The sequence below is a fragment of the Dermacoccus sp. Tok2021 genome (assembly GCF_019895135.1).
Lineage (GTDB): Bacteria > Actinomycetota > Actinomycetes > Actinomycetales > Dermatophilaceae > Dermacoccus > Dermacoccus abyssi.
This window is the reverse complement of the sequence record NZ_JAGTHU010000017.1, coordinates 24,430-44,564: the sequence shown is the minus strand read 5'-3', so window position 1 is coordinate 44,564 and position 20,135 is coordinate 24,430. Positions and strand designations below refer to the sequence as shown.

Genomic DNA, 20,135 nt, shown 5'->3' with positions numbered 1-20,135 from the left:
GGCGCATGGACGAATACCTCGGCGACCGCGAGCTGACCTTCGGTCTGCGGGCCCGCGAAGCGTCGGACCTTCCGGTGCTAGCCGACATCCTCACCAGGCAACAAGCGTCGAGCCGGTACCCGTTCCGGTGGCCGCTTCCCATGCCAGATGTCGACTTCGTCGCACGCAGCAGCGATGAGAACGCGTGGGTCGCTCACGAGGGCCCGCGCCTCCTCGGCCACGTCGCGGTCGGCATCGTGAGCGAGGACGACTTCGGTGAGATCTTCCGGGACGGGCTGGGGATCGAGGTAGATCGATTGCGCTCTGTCACAACCTTATTCACCAGCATTGAGGCCCGTAGCCTCGGTGTCGGACGTGCGTTGCTGGCCCACGCGGAGGCCGACATCGTCGATCGTGGCCTCGTCCCGGTGCTCGATGTCCTCCCCGTTCACGCCGCTGCTTCCGCGATGTACGCGCGGCGCGGTTGGCGCACCGTGACCACCGCCACTGCTGTGGACGCGATCAAGGGAAGGTTTCACGTGGAACACATCGCGCCCGAGGGGTCGATCGCCGCGCAGATCGACGACCTGAGTCCTGCCGCCCGACGTCGCTATTGGCTTCGTCAGGTGCTCAATGCCGCGGTGCTGCCCGGTTTCGCCGCCGTCCTTGTGCTCACGCAGACCTTCGACCTGACGTTCTTCGTCGTCGCCTGCCTCATCGGTGCCCTCAATTTCTTCATGGCGATGAGCCAACGTCGACCGATCCTCGGTGGGCATCGTGACGGCCTCGTCCCGCTCGTGCTCGGGCTCGACTTCCGTCGCCGTCGCACCGTCCGCCGGGCCGTGCGCACCGCCAACCCGAGCGCCGACCCAGTGCTCCAGTACGTCGAACTTACCGAGGCGCGACGCCTCGCCCTGCAGTACAAGACGAGCGTGTGGGCGCTCGGCGTCTCCCTCGTCGTCCTGCTCATCCTTGCGGCCGTGCACTTCGCGGACGGAAGCAACGCCACGGTGTTCGTGCTCGCGGCCTTGGCGGTGTTCGCCGTTGTCGCAGGAACGTGGAGCATGCTCAGCTCACGGGGCGCCCAGCGCTACCTCGAGCGTCTCGGCTACGACCCCCAGAGCCTGCTGCCGCGCGATGAACCCTCTTCGGCCCGCTGACCGACAGCGTCACGTGCTGCGTCGCGCCATGAAGTCTTGGCGTGACGCGGCGTCGTGCTTCTCGAGCGCGGAGCGCAGGGCCGTGCGGGGCATCGTCGCGGCGTGACGCTCGAGGAACGCGTCGAGCATCTCCCGGTCGCGCAAGCCCGCCTCGCGCAGCATCCACCCCACCGCCTTGTGCATGAGGTCGTGCTCGTCGTCGACGAGAAGCTCGGCGAGCCTGAAGGTCTGGCGCAACTCCCCCGCACGGATCATGCCGAGCGTCGTCACCATCGCGAATCGCCTGCGCCACAGCGACGGTGACGCGGCGAGATCGTCGAGCACCCGATCCTGCTCGGCCTCCGCCTTGTCGAGCAGCCACCGCCCGAGCGTGTGCGGGGCGACGGTGTCGACAAGGTCCCAGTTGTCGAGGTTCTCGATCCGCGCGAGCACCAGCTCAATGACCTTGTCACGTTTTTCTGGCGGAGTCTTGGCCGGTTTGTAGAGCTCCACGACAAGGACAGCGCCGAGCAGTCGAGCCTCGTGGATCGAGTGCTGAAGCAGCGCGTCGAGGTCGTCCAATTCGACGCTGCGTCGCACGTCCCTGGCGAGCGCCCGGACCTGCGGCACCCGCACACCGACGAACTCGTCACCCTCGGCGTACCCGCCCGGAAACGCCTGCAGATAGCGAGCTTTCGCCACCGCGTCATCGGAGTCGCCGAGGCTGCGCAGCCGCTCGACGAGTTCGTCCGCCAGGGCGGTCATGGGTGCGCTCATGAGCGCAGGCTACTCAGGTACACGCCGCGCCCTCGCGCACCAAGACGTCAGCGCCGCGCCAGGTACCCGTTGATGTGACGCTGGATCCACGACGGGCTGACGGCCGTCGCGAGCATCGACACCGTCGTGTTCGCACCGACCGGCCGGTGGATCGAGCGGACGGCGTCGAACATCCGCGGGCGATTGACGGCCTTCCACACAGCCGCCGCGACGTCGTCCGGTCCGAGCCGCACGCCCATGCGGTTCACGGTGCCGATGTCCATGTTCTCGGTCATCGCGGTCGCGACGAACAGCGGCCAGATGGCCTGGACGCGGATGCCGTCACGTGACCACTCGAGGTCGAGCGCTTCACTCAACCCGCGCACACCGAACTTCGTCGCGGAGTACCCGGCGAGCTCGGCCTGACCGTAGAGCGCCGACGCCGACGCGAGGTTGACGACCTGGGGCGAATTGCCGCGGCGCAGATACGGATACGCCGTGTGGCAGCCCGTCATCACGCCCTTGAGGTTGACGTCGACCGCAGCCATGTGCGCACCGAGCGGCACGTCGACGAAGTAACCCGGCGATACGATGCCGGCGTTGTTGACGAGCAGGTCGAGCCCGCCGTCGCCGCAGAACTCACCGAGCACGCGCTGCCAGCCTGCGGGGTCGACGACGTCGAGTTCGTAGACGACGACGTTCGCACCGAGTTCGCTCGCGAGCGCCTCGACGGCGGCGAGGTCGATGTCACAGGCGGCCACTCGCCATGCGGCCGTGGCGAACCGGCGGGTGATCGACCGGCCGATGCCGGCGCCCGCGCCGGTGACGAGCATCGTCTTCGGCCCAGACGACGAGCGTCCCAGCTTCATCGCGCACTGGCCTCGGCGCCGTCGGAGGTCGGCGTCGCTGCCACCGGCTCACCACGGCGCGAGTACCGCATGTCCGTCGTGACGGGCGGGTTCTTCATCTCGCGGGCTTCGGCGAGGTAGTCCTGGCGCATCGTCCACGGCGGCGTCTTCGCCTTGCGCGGCATGAGGGCGGCGCCGCGCTGCAGGTAGCCGGATTCCATCTCGAGCAGAGGTGCTCGCTCGAGGCCGGGGGGCGCCGTGGGCGTCGCGATGTCCGATCCGGTGGTGCGCATGTGCTCGACAACGCGCGCGATGAAGCGGTTGGACAGATCGCTGCGCAGCCCCCACGACGCGTTGATGTAGCCCACGCACATGCCGACGTTCGGAACACCTTCGAGCATGCAGCCGCGGTAGGCGAGGCGCTCGGAGAGGTCGACCTTGTCGCCGTCGACGAACACCTCGGCGCCGCCGAGCATCTCGAGGGAGAGGCCGGTGGCCGTCACGATGATGTCGGCGTCGATGAACGTGCCCGACGTGGTGCGGATGCCACCGGCCTCGACGCGCTCGATGGTGTCGGTGACGACGTGGGCGCCGTCCTTCTTGATCACCTTGAACAGGTCGGCGTCGGGCACGAGGCACAGGCGCTGATCCCACGGGTTGTACGGCGCGGTGAAGTTGTCCACGTGACTCGTGCCGGCGCTCATACGCACACCGGCACGCAGTGCTCGGGTGGTGAGTTTCGGGGCGCGACGGGCGAACTGGTAGGAGCCCCACTGGAGGAAGACGTTCTTGTTGCGCAGGATCGCGTGACGACGCTCGTCGCTCACTCGTCCGCGCAGGAGGCGGTTGAGAGGGTCGCGGCCGGGCTGGCCGAGCACGAAGCTCGGGGTGCGTTGCAGCATCGTCACGTCGGCGCCGGCGTCTGCGAGCGCCGGCACAAGGGTGATGGCGGTGGCACCCGAGCCGATGACGGTGATGCGCTTGCCCGTGACGTCGAGATCGGCCGGCCAGAACTGGGGGTGGATGACCGTGCCACCGAAGTCGTCGATACCCGGGATGTCGGCCTTGTACGGCTCGTCGTAGGAGTAGTAGCCGCTGCAGGCGTAGACGAAGCGGGTACGCACCTCCTGCTCGCCGTCGGCGGTGCGGACGGTGAGCGTCCACAGGGCGTCCTCGCTCGACCAGTCGGCGCGCACGACCTCGTGCTCGTAGCGGATGTGCTCGTCGATGCCGTACTTCGTCGCGGTGTGCTTGATGTAGCCGAGGATGTCGCTGCCCGCAGCGATGGCGCGCTCGTGCTGCCACGGTTCGAAGGGGTAGGCGAGCGTGTACATGTCGGAGTCGGAACGGATGCCGGGGTAACGGAACAGATCCCAGGTGCCGCCGAGCGAGGGGCGACGTTCGAGGATCGCGTACTTGAGGTCGGGCATGCGCTCACTGAGGCGGTAACCCGCGCCGATTCCGGAGAGGCCAGCGCCGATGACGACGACGTCGAGCACCTCGGGGGTGGTTTCGTTGGTCATGGCGTTTCCTTCCGTCCGACGTGACCCACGCCACGCTACCGACCGGTTCGGACTCGTCGGTGGAGTTTGAGCGAACTCACGGACGTTCGTCCCGAACCGGTGCACGACGCGAAATATCCGACGTCGATGGCTCGTTCCGGCCAATGACGGCAGAACATCAGCGCGCAAGGTGAAGGAGCACTCGGTGGACGTCGACCTTCTGGTCATAGGTTGGGGCAAGGCGGGCAAGACGCTCGCCGGGCGGTACGCGGCGGCCGGGCACTCGGTGGCGCTCGTGGAGCGCTCCCCCAAGATGTACGGCGGCACCTGCATCAACATCGCGTGTGTTCCGACGAAGGACCTCGTCGTCTCGGCCGAGCAGCGCCGCGAGAGCGACGACCCGGCCGAGTACTTCGCGCAGTCCGTCGCGGGGCGTGACGCGCTGATCAGCAAGCTCAACGCGGCCAATCACAAGATGCTCGAGAAGCCGAACGTGACGCTCATCGACGGCACGGCGCGCTTCGTCAGGCCGCACGAGGTGAGCATCGACACCGCCGACGGCGAGGTCAACGTAACAGCGTCGAAGATCATCGTCGGCACGGGTGCCACGCCGGCCCGCCTGCCCATCCCAGGGGCTGACGGCGACCGCATCTATGACTCGACGACCATCCAGCACGTCGAGCCCTTCCCGAAGCGTCTCGTCGTCATCGGCGGAGGCTTCGTGGGTCTGGAGTTCGCGAACATGTTCGCCCACTTCGGCTCGGAGGTGACGGTTCTCGACGGCGGCGACACGTTCCTGCCCGCCGTCGACCGTGACGTCGCCGAGGCCGTCCTCGACGCGCTCAAGGCCGAGGGCATCCGCGTCGAGTCGGGCGTGAAGGTGGAGGAGTTCTCCGAGACCGCTGACGCCGTCGTCGCGCGTTCGAGCGCCGGTGAGTTCGAGGCGGACGCCGTGCTCGTCGCCGCGGGCCGCGCGCCTGCGACGAAGGAACTCGGCCTCGACGCGGTCGGCATCACGACGAACGAGCGCGGCTTCATCGAGGTCGACGACCAGCTCCAGACGTCCGTCGAGGGTGTCTACGCGGTGGGTGACGTCAACGGCGGCCCGCAGTTCACGTACATCTCGCTTGACGACAACCGCATCGTGTGGGACGCCATCGTCGGTGACGGCAAGCGTCGTCGCAGCGACCGCGTCGCGGTGCCGAACTCGACGTTCATCACGCCCCCGCTGTCGATGGTGGGCATGAACGAGAAGCAGGTGCGCGAGAGCGGCCGCAAGGTTCTCGTGGCGTCGAAGCCGGTGGAGAAGATCGCGGCGATGCCGCGCCCGAAGATCGTCGGCGACACGCGTGGCCTGTTCAAGATCTTCGTCGACGCCGACACCGAGGGGATCCTCGGCGCGACGGTGTTCAGCATCGACTCGCAGGAGCTCATCAACTTCGTGGCGCTCGCGATGCGCCTGGGCGCGAAGGTCTCGGACCTGCGCGACGGCATCTGGACGCACCCCTCGAGCACAGAGGGCTTCAACGAGGTGCTCGGCGAGCTGAAGCCGCTCGACTGACGTCCTCTCGCAAGCGCCGGCCCGCGCCGTCACGTCCGCGATGCGCCGCACGACGGGCGTTCAGTGCTCGCCCTTGAAGACTCGGCGGTCAGGCAGGCGAGGTGTGCGTGCGCCACCGGGCCGGGCCGCGACGGTGTGCGCCGGGCGCAATCTCGCGATCACGTCGGCGCACACCCTTGTGTCGCAGACGTCAGTGGTGACCGCCCCCGTGGCCGGCGTGGAAGGCCAGCAACGGCTTCGGCAGCACGACGAACGGCCGCATCATGGTGTGGTCCTCGTGATCGAGAATGTGGCATTGATACATGAAACTGCCCGTTGCACCGGCCAACTCGCCGAGAATGCTCACCCACTCTCCGGGCTTGACGACCCACGTGTCCTTGCGGCCGGCCGTGATGGCATCGATCGGACGGCCGGCTGACGGCACGGGCAGGGGTGTCGGAGTCGCGCCCAGCGTCATGTCGAAACCGGGGACGTTGCCGTTCGTCAGGGGCCACTGCCGACGCGTCAGCATCTGGAAGTCGGTCATGTGGATGTCCATGGGGTGTTCGGGGCCACCCAGGTGCACGATGTTCCACACCGCCCAGTCACCTTCGCCGAAACGTAGCGTCACCGTGTCGTCGAACAGCTTGGCCACGGGGCGTAGCGTCGTGACACCGCCGTCCTGTGTGGCAATGCGGATGACGTCGGGCGTGTCTGCGGGCACGTCGCCCTCGACTTCCTTCAACTCCCACATCTCCGGGTGAGCAGCTCCACGCACCCGCGGGGGAATGACTCCTATCCAGGCATGCTCGTGGTGGTCGACGAGGCGGCCCCCGTCGACCTCGAGCACACCGTCCGATCGGTGCGAGCGCCGCGCGCAACCACCTGGGCGGCGCGCGGGCCATCCGCTAGCCTCGAACACATGACGAACCCGTTTCTCGGCCGCGACGACCAGGCCATCGACGTCTCCGACACCCCGCGCGGTGAGCTCGAGGTGGTGCACACCTTCACCGACGGCCCCATGCCGACCGGCGTGAGCGTCTCGCACACCGGGCGCATCTTCGTGAACTTCCCCAAGTGGGGCGACGAGGTGCCCGCCACCGTCGTCGAACTCGTCGACGGCGCCGTGAAGCCGTACCCGAGCGCGGAGGCGAACCAGGCGAAGAGCAAGGCCGACCCGGATGCCTTCGTGTCGGTGCAGAGCATCGTGATCGACCCCGCCGATCGTCTGTGGGTGCTCGACACCGGCAGCCCGCTGTTCGAGGAGACGCAGCGCGGCGGGCCTAAGCTCGTCTGCATCGACCTCACCACCGACGAGATCACGCAGACCATCCTCTTCGAGCCGGATGTCGCCCTGCCGACCACCTACCTCAACGACGTGCGGTTCGATCTGCGGCAGGGGGAGGCGGGCTTCGCGTACATCACCGACTCCTCCGACCAGGGTCCGAACGGGATCATCGTCGTCGATCTTGCGTCAGGCGCGGCCTGGCGGCGCCTCCACGACCATCCGACCACCAAGGCCCTGCCGCCCGGGGAGATGGTGCCGGTCGCCGAGGGACGGGTGTTCGCCGAGCGCAGCGCGGGCGAGGCGCCTCAGCCGGTGAAGATGGGCGCGGACGGCATCGCCATCTCCCACGACGGCGAACGGCTCTGGTACTGCCCGCTCATTTCGCGTCGGTGGTACAGCGTCGATACCGCGGCCCTGCGTGACCGCGCGCTCTCGGATGAGGACGTGGCGGCGACGGTCGTCGATCACGGTGACAAGGGCGGCGGTGCCGACGGCCTCGAGAGCGACGACCAGGGCCGGCTGTACGCGACGAACTGGGAGCACAATGCCGTCCTCCGACGGCTGCCCGACGGTGAGATGCAGACCCTTGTGCACGACGAGCGGCTGCTCTGGCCCGACACCATGTCGGTGGCCCGCGACGGGCACCTGTACGTCACCGCGAATCAGCTGCACCGCCAGGCGAAGTATCAGGATGGCCAGGATCTGCGCGTCTACCCGTACCACCTGTTCCGCTTCGCCATCGACGCCGGGCCGGTGCTGCTGCGCTGAGGCGGGTCAGCAGCAGTCGCAGGACGGCCCTTCGCGCTGGCCGGTCAGCGCCGTGACCGGCTGCTTGCACGCGTCTCCGCGCTACACCCTCATTCGTGAAGAGCTATCAAACCTGGGGCGCTTCACAACCGTGGTACACGAGAGCACGCATGGTGCGACTCCTTCGGTGGGTGGGCTGCCGGCCGGGGGCCGGGTTCGGTGCGGGTCGGTCTCAGAAGGCGCTGGCGGCGGCTTCGGCGACGGCCTGATCTTGGTCACCGGTTCCTCCGCTGACGCCGACGGCGCCGACGACCTGGCCGTCGCGCTCGAGCGGGATGCCACCGGCGAAGATCATCACCCGACCGTCGTTGGAGGCGTGGATGCCGTAGAACTGCTCACCGGGTTGGGCGAGGTCGCCGAGGTCTTTGGTGGCTGTGTCGAACGCGCGGGCCGTGAAGGCTTTGTTGATCGAGATGTCGATGCTGCCCAGCCACGCTCCGTCCATCCGTACGTGAGCGACGAGATTGCCGCCGACATCGACGACGGCGATGTTACTGGGCTGACCCTGCGTGCTGGATTCAGCTTCTGCTGCCGCGATGACTCGTTTGGCGTCGTCCAACGTCAATGTAGGAATAGATAGCATCAATTGCTCCTTCGAATGCGGCGTGCGCTTTGCAGCTTGAGCCACTCCAGAGCCGCCCGTTGGTTTGCCTGTTGAGTTTGTGACCGACAGCGCTCGTGTTGTGTTCGCGTTGCGGACGTGCGTTGGCGGACTACGGGAGCTTGGACGCGAGGACGTCGGCCGCCATGATCTCGGGTGCTGCGCCGAGGAGGTGCTGATTGTCCGTCAGGGCTGCGACGATGGAGCCGTTGGCGTGGGCGTCGCGAGCGGCCTCGTCGGGGAATGCATCGAAGATCCAGAAAGTGTCGGCGTGGGTCCTGACCGCGAACCAGACAATCGTTCCTACTTCTTCGTTGGCGAGGGCGACAGCGCCGGCGAGCAGATCGGCGAGCGCGTCGTGCTGTCCATCGGCCGCGACGATCTTGGCGACGAAGGCATACGGAAGTGATGCGGGTGTGGACATGAGGGGTTCTCCTAGGTGTCGGGGCTTCTTGGTGAAGCGACTTCAGCGTATGACGAGCAAGGGCATGTGAGAAGTGGCGTATACGACAGTATTGCTATTGTTCACGCCATGCGTATCGGACTGATCGCGATCGACGGCTGCTTCGGTTCGGCTGTCGCGTCGATCATCGACATCGTGCGGGTGGCCGACGGAGCCCGCAGCGATGTCGACCCGCGGATCGACCCGATCGAACTCGCCATCCTCGGACCGAAACGGCGAGTGACCGCGACAACATCGATGACCCTGTCGGTGGACCACCCGCTGTCGGAGTCCGCAGAGTTCGACGTGGTCGTCGTCCCTGCGCTTGGAACCCTCACGGCCGCCGCTACCCACGACGCCCTCCAGAGCCGAGATGCTCGTTCGGTCATCGCCTCGCTCGGGCGCCTCGACGAGGCGACCACCCGGATCGCCGCGGCGTGCACCGGCGTGTTCGCTGTCGCCGAGACCGGACGGATGCATCATCGGCGGGCGACGACCAGCTGGTTCCTGGGACCGGAGTTCCTGAAGCGCTATCCGACCGTCGCCCTCGATCTCGACACCATGGTCGTGGTCGACGGGAACCTCGTCACCGCCGGCGCCGCGTTCGCCCACATCGACCTCGCGCTCTCACTCGTGCGATCGATCAGTCCCGACCTGGCCCAACATGTCGCCAAGCTCCTCATCATCGACGAGCGTCCGTCGCAGGCGGCCTTCGTCGCCTACGAACATCTCCGGCACGAGGACCCGATCGTCGTCGAGTTCGAACGCTTCGTGCGCGCCCGCCTGGACGAACCGTTCAACGTCGCCTTCGTCGCGCAGTCGCTCGGCACCAGCCGGCGCACCCTCGAACGACGAGTCCGTGCGGCGCTTAACCTCACTCCGCTCGGGTTCGTCCAACGGCTTCGCACCGAACGAGCTCGGCACCTCTCAGCAACCACGGATCTCACCTCCGCCGAGATCGCGCTACGGGTCGGCTACGCGAACGCCGAGACTCTGCGCTCCCTCCTGCGCAGGGAGCGACGCCGTTCCTGACCTATCGGCATGCCTGTAGCCGGTGTCCTAGTTGTACTGACCGGAGACGTTGGTCAATCGTGAGAACGGCGGCTGGTTCCCGCAGGCCGTGTGGGGCCGGTGGTGGTTGTAGTAGTGCAGCCAGCCCTCCAGCTCGCCCCGACGCTCGGCCTCGGAGGCGTAGCAGCGGGCGTAGGCCCAGCCATCAGCAAGGGTCCGGTGGAAGCGTTCGATCTTCCCGTTGGTCTGCGGCCGATACGGCCGAGTGCGCTTGTGCTTGATCCCGAGCTCGACGCAAGTGTCGCGCCATAGGTGCGACCTGTAGGCGCCGCCGTTGTCGGACAGGACCCGTTCGACGGTGACGCCGCGGGCGTTGAACCACTCGACGGCCCGAACGAGGACCGCGGTGGCGGTGATCGCGGTTTCGTCGTCGTGGATCTCGGCGTAGGCGACGCGGGAGTGGTCGTCGATGACGGTGTGGACGTAGGCCTTGCCCATCAACGGGTCCCGGTACTTGTTCCTGGGCTTGTCAGGTGTGGTAGCGCGGTTGCGGTCGCCTTGTTGTCGACCGACGTAGCGCCAGCCTCCGCCGTCGGGGATGTTGCCGAGCTTCTTCACATCGACGTGGATCATCGCACCGGGGTGGTCGTGCTCGTAGCGACGGACGGGCTCTCCGGTGGCGCGATCGACGTGCGACAGCCGGTTCAGGTGCACGTCGGCCAGGATCCGGTGGGCCGTCGATGGCGCGATGCCGAGCCGGCATGCGAGCTGGACCGGGCCCTCGCGGAGGCGCAGGCGAAGTTGGATGCAACGTTTCGTCGTGGCCTGGCTGGTCTTGTTCGGTGACCGGCGGGGCCTTGAGGAGCGGTCCTGCATGGACTGGCCGGTGCGGTAGCGGTCGGCCCAGCGCTTCACAGTGGGCCAGGAAACCTGGAACCGGGCCGCGACCTCGCTGATCGGCCAGCCCTGGTCGACCACGAGCTGGCCGACGATCAAGCGGTGGCGCGGGGTCAGTGCTGCGTTGGCGTGGAGCAAGAGCGTCCCCTTGGAATAGACGGAGGGGGCCGATAGCTCGACCCCCTCACGGTTGTTAGCGTGGATTCCTCTGTGGACCGCTGGCTCTAGGCCAGACCCTTTGCCAGCTCGATGGCGGTGAAGTGATGTACGGCGCTGGGCTGCTCGAGCTCGTCGAGCACCGCTAGGGCCAGGTCCGCAGGGGTGATCCGCGACGTGCCATCGTGGTTGATGAGGAGCGTGTCACCGCCACGGCGATAGGCGCCGGTTCCCTGTCCGGGCTCGAAGACTGCCGACGGACTCAGGTAGATCCAGTTCTGGTTCGGATGTTCGGTACACGCGTTGAACTGGTCGAGGCTGGCCGACGCGACGTCACGCCACTGGGTCGGCACGAAGGCGGGGTCGTCCAGGACGAGCAACTCTCGATCGTGAGGTGAGCGCAAGGGCGCTGCTCCTCCCACGACCAGGACCCGGACCCCCGCGACGGCGGCGTGGTCGAGGACACGGCTGGTCAGCGGAGCCACACGGCTTTCGTCGCCGGGGGCCATGCGCACGGCGAGCACGACGGCGTCTGCGACGTTCAGGACGGGCTGCAGGGGTGCCTCGAGGTCTGTCAGATCGAGACGAGTGACGGTGGTATGCGGGTCGTTGGTCTCCTGTGGGTTCCGCGATACGGCAGTGACGTGGTGGCCGCGGCGTGTGGCCTCCTGCGCGATCGCTGCGCCGGCCATGCCGGTGGCTCCGAGAACCGTGATGTTCATGAATTGTCCTTTCGACGATGGGTGGGTGCGGGGAGCTGGCCACAGACCATGGCGGCCAGGGCGATCGCGAAGCCGAGGTACTGCTCGGCTCCGAGGTGTTCGTGCGCGATCAGGGCGCCGAGCAGGGCGGCGACCAACGGCGAGAGAAGTCCCAGGAGGGCTGTGGACGTGACGGGCAGGCGTCGGATGCCGGTGAACCAGAGGCTGTAAGAGACCAGTGCCCCGACCACGCCGAGCCAGGCGTACCCAAGCCAGCCACGACCGGAAATCACTGCCGGTGGCCCCTCCACCAGCAGCGCCGGGATCGCCAGCAGAAGGCCGGCGGCCGTCAGCTGCCAACCGGCCAATGCGATGGGCGAGACACCTTGGGGGAGCTTCCACTTCTTGGTCAGGACCACGCCCGTGGCCATGGCCCCTGCGCCACCGAGTCCTGCAGCCACACCCACCGGGTCCAGGGCGGCACTCGGCCCAAGGACCACGAGAGCCACCCCCACGACACCCACGACACCCCATCCCAGGCGCCAGCCGGAGAGTTGCTCGTGGAGGACAGCCACGGCCAGCAGGGCAACGATGATGGGCTGCACCGCACCCAGCGTGGCCGCGACCCCGCCCGGAAGACGCTGCGCCGACAAGAACAGCAGGGGGAAGAACGCGGCCATGTTCAGACCGCCCAACACGAAGCTCTTCCACCACCACGAGCCGCGCGGCAGCTGCCTCGACAGGCCCACCGCGATGATCCCTGCCGGCAGCGTCCTCATGAACGCGGCGAACAAGGGGTGTCCGGCTGGGAGGAGGTGGGTGGTCACGATGTACGTTGTCCCCCACGTAGCGGGGGCCAGCGCCGTCAGACAGGTCCACAGCAACGAACTGCGGGCCCCATGGGAAGAAGTGTTCACCGATCCATCGTCAGTCGCCCACCAGCGGTGAGTCCAACACATTGTTCTCACCCAAACAATGACCTGCAATCATGGTTTAGTGGAACTCCAACAGCTCAGATACGTCGTGGCGATCGCCGAGGAGCGCAACTTCACGCGAGCAGCAGAACGCTGCTTCGTCGTGCAATCAGCACTGAGCCACCAGATCAAGGCCCTCGAACAGGAACTCGGCACGGCACTGTTCGTGCGCTCATCCCGTCGGGTGGAGCTGACCGCCGCCGGCGAAGCCTTCCTCACGGAAGCACGCGCCAGCCTCGCAGCCGCCGACCGTGCCGTGGCGGTCGCTGCCGAGGCCGTGGGCCAGGTCCGCGGAAGCCTATCGGTAGGTGTCATCCCGACGGTCACAGCCGTCAGCGTGCCCGACATCATCGCGGCCTTCCACGCCAGCCATCCCCACGTGGACCTCACCGTGCGGGGCGGGGGAAGCAATGAGTTCATGCGCGACCTCGGCAGCGGGAGACTCGACGTGGCCTTTCTCGGCGTGGACGCCGACGTCGCCCCAGCGTCCGGACTCACCGCGCACGAGATCGCCCGAGGGCGTCTCGTCGCCGTCATGGCGTCACAGCACCGGCTAGCGCACACGGGCACCCTGGCCCTGGCTGACTTGGTCGACGAGACGTTCATCGACTTCCCGGCCGGGTCACCAGGCAGACTCCAAGGCGATCGGGCATTCGCTGCCGCAGGCCTTCAGCGCCGCGTGGGCTTCGAGGCGATGTCGACCGAGTTCATGCTCGCCCTCGTCGAACGTGGGTTGGGCGTCTGCCTGCTGCCCGTCGAATGTGTGCCGGCTAACCCAGCGCTGCGAGCAGTTCCCGTGGCCGATGGCCCCTGCCGGGCCGAGTACGTCGCGTGGGGCTCTTTCAATCCGAGCCCCGCGTCTCGGGCGTTCATCGAACAGGTCAAGGAATCAATCGCCCTGCACATGGTCGGCTGATGCCGGTCCCATCGATCAACGTCTCCGGTCCGTACAACTAGGGCACCCCAGCCGGACGACTACTGGACCGTAGCTTACGGTTCCCAGTAGGGCCCGTCTGCGCTATTTTGGGACACAATTGTCGCACTGGGTGTACCCCACACCACATAAGTAGGAACCCGCTCAGATGCGCACTTTTCGACGCTGAGCATCTAGGGATGTCCCTGCCTGCGTACTCGAGAGCTCAGGCAAGGAGGGTCATCGTCGATCGACGGGCAGTCTTTGTGGGGAGACCCGCAGCGAAGGGCAGGATCGACAAGTGACGCCGGAGTGGCGTGTGGCGTTGAGGGAGTTCGTCGTGCCCTGCACATACCTCGCCCCGGCGTCATCTCGTCATGTAACTTCTCGGGCGCTTCGTGCAGCGCCAACCGACTGGGCGATGCTGGCGACTGCGGCTCCTCAGCGGATCTGTTTGTCATGCCCTCCAAGCTACGCCTGCCGACAGTGTGACCCATCGCAATATTTTCTCACCTCTTGGGGTGGCGGTGCTTGACGGGGGGTGTGGTCTGCTGGGGATATGACTGAACGCGACATCTGGAGCGCCATCGCTACCGCGCGAGACAACGCCAAGGCGGCTGAAGAACAAGAACTCGCCCGCGTCGAATCAGCGGATACCGCTGAGTTGCAACGTAGCGCTAGCGTCCGCGTCGCCGCCCGTCAAGCCGTGCGCGAGGCACTCGACGACATCCTCCGAGAGTAACCAGAAGCGCACGACGCCCGACCTTTCCCGGGTCTGCTTCACCAAATCCCCGCTACGCCCTTCACGGCCAGGTATCCCAGCCTGACCGCCAACCCATGAGTGCCGCACGAGTGCGGCAACGAAGGAGTAGAACCATGCTGACCACCATCCGTAACGCCGGCATTCGCCCCCAGTACTGCTATGCGGCAGGTCTGGCCTCCATCGCGTTGAGCTACGGCTCGTACTTCACCAGCCGCAACAAGACCGGGGACTCCAAGGCCCAGTCCGACCGCTGGGGCATTTTCGTCGGCCACTGGGCGCCGACGTTCTTTGCCCTCGGCAACGCCCTCAAGCTCGACGAGATGGACTGACTCCGCCCTCGCCCACCTGGGTTGAGGCACCCTATGGCTCTGGCGCGGTCAAGCGCGCCAGGGCCATGCGGTGCCTGCCCTGCCAAACGAAAGCAGACTCATGGCCGAATGGCTGTTCACCCTGAACGATCAGGTCAGGTCCGAAGAGGACGGCGCGGGAGCCGTTTCGATCTTGTCGATTCTTCGCGCTGGAGCCCAGGCAGCGCCGGGCGCAGATGTCGGCGACGTCGAACATGCCCTGATCGAGGCAACACGTCGCTACGACCGACCCATCTCCACGAGCGAATTGCGGGGCATGGCCGAGAACCTTGCCGTGCCCGACCTGACGATGGTGCGCGTCGTCGACGGCTCCGGCAACCTCATTTCCGAGATCCCGGTCGCCAACACACCCGCCCAGGTTCACCCTGACGATCGTTCGGAAAACACCCACATCGAACCGGAAAACGCCGAGCGGCCTTTCTACAGCTGAACGGAATCATGCGTACTTCGATGATGACCGTGACGCGGCCGACCCCCTTGGGTCGACCGCGTCATGGTTAACTCCCGGCTGGGTAACGACGCTACGCAGCCATCACCCATCGAATCGCTGCTGTGCCAACGCGCCCCAGGCGCTCATCGCCCGGCAGTGAACGCAGCTGCAGTTCGCTTCGCGCCCAAGACGGAAGAACCGCGACCGCGCCGCGTACAAGGAGCGAGTAACCCGGCCGCGCACCGCGTGGCAGAGGCGGGTCGCGCAGGAGGAAGTGTTGAGCATCGAGGCAGTCCCTCGTCGCGTGCAGCGCAGGCCGGTACGTCGTCAGCTGCTCGAGCATGGCGCCCACCGTTGTCGGGGCGCGCGTGACCCCGAGCAGCTGCGCCGAGTGGCGTGCCTGATCGACGTAAGTGTCGTACTGCGCGGCGTCGAGGTGGTCGTGTCCGTACAGCTGGTGGGCGCGCGCGAAGCAGAACGTCTCGGCGACGTGCACCCACCGCAGCAGGTCCGGGTCGCCCGCACGGTAGGGGGTGGCTTCGAACGTGCCCGTGACGGTCTCGTGGATGCGTCGCACCGCGTCGATCATGGCTTCGGCGTGTTCGATCGTGCCGAACGACGTCGTCGCGATGTAGTGGCTGGTGCGCTGCAACCGACCCCACGGGTCGGATCGGTAACCGCTGTGCTGGGCGACGCCGGCCATCGCGAGCGGATGCAGCGACTGCAGCAGCAAGGACGCGAGGCCCCCGACGAACATGGAGGCGTCGGCGTGCACGATCCACAACGGGTCGCTCTCGTCGAACCAGCGAGGCCCGGGCGTGTCCCAGATGCGGGCGCGCGCCCGCTCTGCGTCGGGCCCGGCCACGCCGTCTCGCAGTTTCAGCGACAACTGGCGCCGCAGGGCAAAAACCGCATCCATGCGCCCATCGTGCCAGGCCTCCTTCACACCCGTGAACGGCACCTACACGCTCGCACCACAAGATGCTTCCCAGCCGTCGGCTGCGAACGCGCCGCCCCGCATGCCCCCGGCCACCCGGTCGCTCAGCACCAACATGACGCCTCGAGCGCTGACAAACAGAGGACCATAAGATGACGATGTACGACCTGAGGTCAGCTCTACAGGACGATCCGTGGCAGGTGATGAATGAGGCCCTGGGCAAGAAAACCTGGCGTCTTCGTGGGCCAGGCTGGAGTGCGCTATGCGTGCAAGAGAAAAGGCGCGTCGGATCGTATCTGTACGTCCCCTACGGGCCGGTCTGTGCGAGCCAAGCGGCCCTGACGGAGGCGGTGCGTGCTATTGCCGCGCTAGCTCGAACGCAGCGCGCGTGGTGGGTGAGAGTCGAACCTCGACCCCCGGTGTTGTCACCTCACGACAATCTCACCTCGTGGCGCGAAACCATGGTCCGAGCTTCCTTCCACCGCGCCGCGCACGACCACCAACCAGCGCACACACGCCTGATCGATGTGTCCCGCCCCGGCGAGGACATCCTCGCGGACGCGACGGGAAGCATCCGCACGATACACCGCAACCACCACAAAAAGGGTCTAGCCGTGCGACGCAGCACTCATCCTGACGACGTCACGATCCTGACGTCATTCCTGACACGGACAACCCAAGAACAAGGCATCCGCCCCCGCTCGCACGCGTACTTGATGGCGGCCGCACAGACTCTCATGCCACGTGGCGCTGCCACGCTGTACACGACCTGGAACAACGACGAGCCACTCTGCGCGACACTCGTCTACGACAGCCCCACCCAGCGACTGTTCGCACACTCCGCCATGCCCCGCGAGCACCGCCAATTACGACCCAACCAGCCGCTGATCACGACAGCCCTGCTCGATGCGCACGATCGCGGAACCCGGACAGCTGACCTGTTCGGTATCGCTCCCCCCGACCAACCCGAGCATCCATGGAACGGATTCACCCAATTCAAGCGCTCCTTCGGTGGCCACGACATCACCCACCTCGGGACCTGGGAACACGCTCTCGTACCCGCAGTCACCACCATCCAGGAGCGACGTACCCGCACGGCAAGAAAGAAGCCATGAACCTCACCCACCCCGAAACCACCCACGACGCCGTCATCATCGGCGCGGGCAACGCCGGCATCGCGCTGGCCGCTCGGCTACATCGTGACGATCCCGATCTGGACGTCGCCATCGTCAGTCCCGACGAACCGCACACCTATCGCCCGCTGCTTTCCTACGTTGGTGCAGGGCTTGCGACGCTGCGCAGGGCCCAGCGGCCTCAAAGCAGGCAGATCCCGGCGGGATGCACCTGGTATCGCGAATCGGCCGTCGAATTGACCCCCGCTCCAGTCCCATGCGGGCCAGACGCGGAAAGCGTGCACCAGGTGCACACAGATGCCGGGCGGCGCATCAGTGCCACCGACATCGTCGTGTGCGCCGGCACCCACATCGATTGGGACGCCACCCCCGGACTGCGTCAGGCGTGCGCTTCACCCCACGCGTCGACGAACTACGAGCCGACCATGGCCAGCGCGACATGGGACATGCTGAAGAACTTGCGCCAGGGCAACACGGTGTTCACCATCTCGAGCCGCAACGCCCCCTGCCCGGCCGTTGGTCTGAAACCGCTGTTCCTCGCCGCTGACCACTGGCGTCGCGAAGGGCGTCTCGAGAAAATCACGATGACCGTGCTCAATGAGAACAGCGACTTCACCGGTCTACCCCGCGCGAACAACGAGATCGACTCCCGCCTGCGAAGCCTCGGTGTCCACGTGCGTTCCGGTATCACCGTTGAATCCATCGACGCGGACTCGCGCCACGTCATCACGCGCGACGTCGACGGCAGTGCTACTCAGTGGCCTTACGACGCGTTGCACGTCGTACCCGCCCACCGTGGCCACGACTGGGTCGCCGACGCAGGTATCGCTCGACCCGAGACGGGCCTGATCGACGTCGACGAGCACACCCTGCATCACCGGCGGCATGACGGGATTTGGTCGCTAGGGGACGCAGCGCAACTCGGTACCGCCTCCTCTGGTGGCGGTCTACGACGCCAGGTCCCCGTCCTTAGCGACAACCTCATCGCACGCCGCAACGGCAAACCCCTCACGGCCCGCTACGACGGGTACAGCGTCGCACCGATCCCGATCGATCGTCGCCGCCTCATCTTGGCAGAGTGGGACCGTCGAGGCCGTGAGGAAAAGACCTTGCCATTCATCTCTCTGGCGCGGCCCAGGATGATCACTTTTGCCTTCGACCTCTTCGCCCAACCGCTGATCTACTGGCATCGCCTCCTGAAGGGGAAATGATCCAGGCAAGAGCGGGTCAACCGCCTCGGTCGCGGCCATCACCGAGGAGATACCAAGCTTGCCTGGTCGCGATCGGCATCGCGGCAGTCAGTGCCACAGCGGGAACCGACACGGTATTGGCCTCTTGCTTGCAGGACTCGCGATTTTTACTTCTCGCGCCGCCGATCGCTAGCCGGTAGGGGTCGTATTTGCTACACCCCGGCTCGACGGGGTTCCGCACGTACTTGAGCTACCGAATTGCGTAGCGAAACTACGTGCAGAACTCCGTGTAGCAGAACTGGGGGTCTGCCGACCCTTTGCGCACCTGATCAACGAGCCGTCAGGCGCCACACCTCACCGTGGACGATGATCGACAGGTGGTCTTCTTTGATGGTTTCGACATGTCCACCGTCCCAGCACGCGATGGAGTCCGGTTACGGGTGCGAACAGGGGGTGAGGGCCCCGCGGTTGTTCTACTGCACGGCCATCCTCGAACGCACACCACATGGCATCTCGTCGCGCCGCTATTGGCCGCCGCCGGGATGAGCGTGGTGTGCCCTGACCTTCGGGGCTATGGGCAGTCATCGACCCCCGAGCCTGACGCCGAGCACCACGTCTACAGCGACCGTGCGATGGCAGGCGACATCGCCAGTCTCATGCAACAGCTAGGGCATGAACGCTTCAGCGTCGTCGGCCACGACCGGGGCAGCTACGTCGCCTACCGCACAGCACTCGATCACCCCGGGCAGGTGGAGAAACTTGCCGTCCTTGACTGTGTCCCCATCGTGGAGGCGCTCGAGCGCGCGGATGCCCACTTCGCCGAATTGTGGTGGCACTGGTTCTTCTTCGCCACCGAGCAAGCTGAACGTGTGATCACCGCAGACCCGATGGCCTGGTATCGCCCTGATGCTCGGCGCATGGGGCAAGAGAACTACGCCGACATGGTCGCCGCTATCAATAGCCCCGCAACTGTGCGGGCCATGCTTGAGGACTACCGCGCCGGCCTGCACGTCGACCGCGGCCATGACGAAGCTGACCGTGACGCCGGCCGACGCATCGCGTGCCCCACCCTCGTCGCCTGGTCACGCGACGACGACATGGAAGACCTCTACGCAGACCCAGGTGCTATCTGGGAGTCCTGGTGTGAGCAGTCACCTCGAACGGCCGTGATCGAGTCGGGCCACCACATGGCAGAAGAGAACCCGCATCAGCTCGCATCGGTGTTGGGCTCGTTCCTGCTGGTGTAGCTCAAACGACCGTTTGAGCTACAGCGCGCCGGGAGCCCCGTTCAGGCGGAGCCTCCTCGCTGCCCATGTCCTGCGATGACACAGTGGACCCATGGGTAAATCGGGTTTCCCACGACTACTGCACCCCACCGTCGACGCCGTCAACGTACGAGACGTCGCAGCCTTCTACGGCGAACTGCTGGGCCTTAACCATGACGCCGACGTTGCCGACGGTGAGCCGCAGTGGGTCGAACTCGTCGACTCGACGGGAGCTGTCCGGCTGGCCGTGCAGCGTGTCGATTCCCTCACCCGGACCACCGGGCCTTCGCCAGACGTTCCGATGCAACTGCATCTTGAGTTCATCGTCGATTCTCGCGACGAGTTGTCGCGTCACGTCGAACGTGCGTGCGCTCTTGGGGCCATAGTGCTCATGGATCGTTCCGATGAAAGAGACGAACAGGTCTTCGTGCTGGCCGATCCCGCCGGCCACCCGTTCTGTCTGCTCTCTCGCGTCTAGCACCGTAGCTCAAACGA

At 66.3% G+C, this 20,135-nt stretch carries 22 protein-coding genes; 12 read left to right on the top strand and 10 right to left on the bottom strand.

Features of this window, described 5'->3' with window-relative positions:
* Positions 1 to 5: 5 nt before the first annotated feature.
* Positions 6 to 1,139, top strand: coding sequence for a GNAT family N-acetyltransferase (locus K9D12_RS10785; RefSeq protein WP_223060198.1), 1,134 nt, complete (start codon positions 6 to 8; stop codon positions 1,137 to 1,139).
* Between the two features lie 9 nt (positions 1,140 to 1,148).
* Here K9D12_RS10785 and K9D12_RS10780 read toward each other — a convergent pair whose 3' ends face one another.
* The 3 genes from K9D12_RS10780 to K9D12_RS10770 are packed head-to-tail and all read right to left on the bottom strand — an operon-like array spanning position 1,149 to position 4,245.
* The gene (locus K9D12_RS10780) at positions 1,149 to 1,895 is read right to left on the bottom strand and encodes a DNA alkylation repair protein (protein WP_223060197.1); all 747 of its coding nucleotides are present in this window, start codon (positions 1,893 to 1,895) and stop codon (positions 1,149 to 1,151) included.
* Positions 1,896 to 1,942: 47 nt separating this feature from the next.
* Entirely contained in the window at positions 1,943 to 2,743 is an 801-nt protein-coding gene (locus tag K9D12_RS10775) for an SDR family oxidoreductase (protein WP_223060196.1), read from the bottom strand.
* Positions 2,740 to 4,245: an NAD(P)/FAD-dependent oxidoreductase gene (locus K9D12_RS10770; RefSeq protein WP_223060195.1), complete on the bottom strand. Its 1,506-nt coding sequence runs from the start codon at positions 4,243 to 4,245 to the stop codon at positions 2,740 to 2,742. The genes K9D12_RS10775 and K9D12_RS10770 overlap by 4 nt, the downstream gene beginning before the upstream one ends.
* A gap of 184 nt (positions 4,246 to 4,429) precedes the next feature.
* Between K9D12_RS10770 and K9D12_RS10765 the strand changes: the two genes are divergently transcribed.
* Positions 4,430 to 5,785: an NAD(P)/FAD-dependent oxidoreductase gene (locus K9D12_RS10765; RefSeq protein WP_370633495.1), complete on the top strand. Its 1,356-nt coding sequence runs from the start codon at positions 4,430 to 4,432 to the stop codon at positions 5,783 to 5,785.
* A gap of 190 nt (positions 5,786 to 5,975) precedes the next feature.
* Here the strand turns inward: K9D12_RS10765 and K9D12_RS10760 are convergent, their stop codons facing one another.
* Positions 5,976 to 6,542, bottom strand: a complete 567-nt coding sequence (locus tag K9D12_RS10760) for a multicopper oxidase domain-containing protein (protein WP_223060193.1) — start codon at positions 6,540 to 6,542, stop codon at positions 5,976 to 5,978.
* Positions 6,543 to 6,686: 144 nt separating this feature from the next.
* Here K9D12_RS10760 and K9D12_RS10755 point away from each other — a divergent pair, with 144 nt between their 5' ends.
* On the top strand, positions 6,687 to 7,820 hold the full coding sequence (locus K9D12_RS10755) for an L-dopachrome tautomerase-related protein (RefSeq protein ID WP_187036560.1): 1,134 nt from the start codon (positions 6,687 to 6,689) through the stop codon (positions 7,818 to 7,820).
* A gap of 211 nt (positions 7,821 to 8,031) precedes the next feature.
* Here the strand turns inward: K9D12_RS10755 and K9D12_RS10750 are convergent, their stop codons facing one another.
* Both K9D12_RS10750 and K9D12_RS10745 read right to left on the bottom strand, forming a co-directional pair.
* A complete protein-coding gene (locus tag K9D12_RS10750) occupies positions 8,032 to 8,442 on the bottom strand; it encodes a heme-binding protein (protein ID WP_223060192.1) in 411 nt (136 codons plus the stop codon).
* A gap of 130 nt (positions 8,443 to 8,572) precedes the next feature.
* Entirely contained in the window at positions 8,573 to 8,884 is a 312-nt protein-coding gene (locus K9D12_RS10745) for a putative quinol monooxygenase (protein ID WP_223060191.1), read from the bottom strand.
* Positions 8,885 to 8,992: 108 nt separating this feature from the next.
* Here K9D12_RS10745 and K9D12_RS10740 point away from each other — a divergent pair, with 108 nt between their 5' ends.
* Complete coding sequence (locus tag K9D12_RS10740; protein ID WP_223060190.1) at positions 8,993 to 9,934, top strand: GlxA family transcriptional regulator; 942 nt, start codon at positions 8,993 to 8,995, stop codon at positions 9,932 to 9,934.
* A gap of 27 nt (positions 9,935 to 9,961) precedes the next feature.
* Here the strand turns inward: K9D12_RS10740 and K9D12_RS10735 are convergent, their stop codons facing one another.
* The 3 genes from K9D12_RS10735 to K9D12_RS10725 all read right to left on the bottom strand — a co-directional run bounded on the left by K9D12_RS10735 (position 9,962) and on the right by K9D12_RS10725 (position 12,494).
* On the bottom strand, positions 9,962 to 10,948 hold the full coding sequence (locus K9D12_RS10735) for an IS481 family transposase (protein WP_223060189.1): 987 nt from the start codon (positions 10,946 to 10,948) through the stop codon (positions 9,962 to 9,964).
* Positions 10,949 to 11,034: 86 nt separating this feature from the next.
* Entirely contained in the window at positions 11,035 to 11,688 is a 654-nt protein-coding gene (locus K9D12_RS10730; protein WP_223060188.1) for an NAD(P)-dependent oxidoreductase, read from the bottom strand.
* Positions 11,685 to 12,494, bottom strand: coding sequence for an EamA family transporter (locus tag K9D12_RS10725; RefSeq protein ID WP_239668509.1), 810 nt, complete (start codon positions 12,492 to 12,494; stop codon positions 11,685 to 11,687). Before K9D12_RS10725 ends, K9D12_RS10730 begins: the two co-directional genes overlap by 4 nt.
* Before the next feature lie 169 nt (positions 12,495 to 12,663).
* On the opposite strand from K9D12_RS10725, the gene K9D12_RS10720 reads away from it, so the two are divergent.
* The 4 genes from K9D12_RS10720 (at position 12,664) to K9D12_RS10705 (ending at position 15,115) form a co-directional block, all read left to right on the top strand.
* The gene (locus K9D12_RS10720) at positions 12,664 to 13,557 is read left to right on the top strand and encodes a LysR family transcriptional regulator (RefSeq protein WP_031943895.1); all 894 of its coding nucleotides are present in this window, start codon (positions 12,664 to 12,666) and stop codon (positions 13,555 to 13,557) included.
* A 556-nt stretch (positions 13,558 to 14,113) separates the two neighbouring features.
* On the top strand, positions 14,114 to 14,296 hold the full coding sequence (locus tag K9D12_RS10715) for a hypothetical protein (RefSeq protein ID WP_223060187.1): 183 nt from the start codon (positions 14,114 to 14,116) through the stop codon (positions 14,294 to 14,296).
* A gap of 134 nt (positions 14,297 to 14,430) precedes the next feature.
* Complete coding sequence (locus K9D12_RS10710) at positions 14,431 to 14,646, top strand: hypothetical protein (protein WP_223060186.1); 216 nt, start codon at positions 14,431 to 14,433, stop codon at positions 14,644 to 14,646.
* A gap of 100 nt (positions 14,647 to 14,746) precedes the next feature.
* The gene (locus tag K9D12_RS10705) at positions 14,747 to 15,115 is read left to right on the top strand and encodes a hypothetical protein (RefSeq protein WP_223060185.1); all 369 of its coding nucleotides are present in this window, start codon (positions 14,747 to 14,749) and stop codon (positions 15,113 to 15,115) included.
* 91 nt (positions 15,116 to 15,206) lie between these two features.
* On the opposite strand, the gene K9D12_RS10700 is transcribed toward K9D12_RS10705, so the two are convergent.
* Positions 15,207 to 16,034 (bottom strand): oxygenase MpaB family protein, encoded by an 828-nt coding sequence (locus tag K9D12_RS10700; protein WP_223060184.1) that lies wholly within the window; start codon positions 16,032 to 16,034, stop codon positions 15,207 to 15,209.
* A gap of 170 nt (positions 16,035 to 16,204) precedes the next feature.
* Between K9D12_RS10700 and K9D12_RS10695 the strand changes: the two genes are divergently transcribed.
* The 4 genes from K9D12_RS10695 (at position 16,205) to K9D12_RS10680 (ending at position 20,118) form a co-directional block, all read left to right on the top strand.
* The gene (locus tag K9D12_RS10695; RefSeq protein ID WP_223060183.1) at positions 16,205 to 17,167 is read left to right on the top strand and encodes a lipid II:glycine glycyltransferase FemX; all 963 of its coding nucleotides are present in this window, start codon (positions 16,205 to 16,207) and stop codon (positions 17,165 to 17,167) included.
* The gene (locus K9D12_RS10690; RefSeq protein WP_223060182.1) at positions 17,164 to 18,396 is read left to right on the top strand and encodes an NAD(P)/FAD-dependent oxidoreductase; all 1,233 of its coding nucleotides are present in this window, start codon (positions 17,164 to 17,166) and stop codon (positions 18,394 to 18,396) included. Before K9D12_RS10695 ends, K9D12_RS10690 begins: the two co-directional genes overlap by 4 nt.
* Before the next feature lie 380 nt (positions 18,397 to 18,776).
* Positions 18,777 to 19,622: an alpha/beta fold hydrolase gene (locus K9D12_RS10685; RefSeq protein WP_223060217.1), complete on the top strand. Its 846-nt coding sequence runs from the start codon at positions 18,777 to 18,779 to the stop codon at positions 19,620 to 19,622.
* Between the two features lie 91 nt (positions 19,623 to 19,713).
* Positions 19,714 to 20,118, top strand: coding sequence for a VOC family protein (locus K9D12_RS10680; RefSeq protein WP_223060181.1), 405 nt, complete (start codon positions 19,714 to 19,716; stop codon positions 20,116 to 20,118).
* Positions 20,119 to 20,135 lie beyond the last annotated feature (17 nt).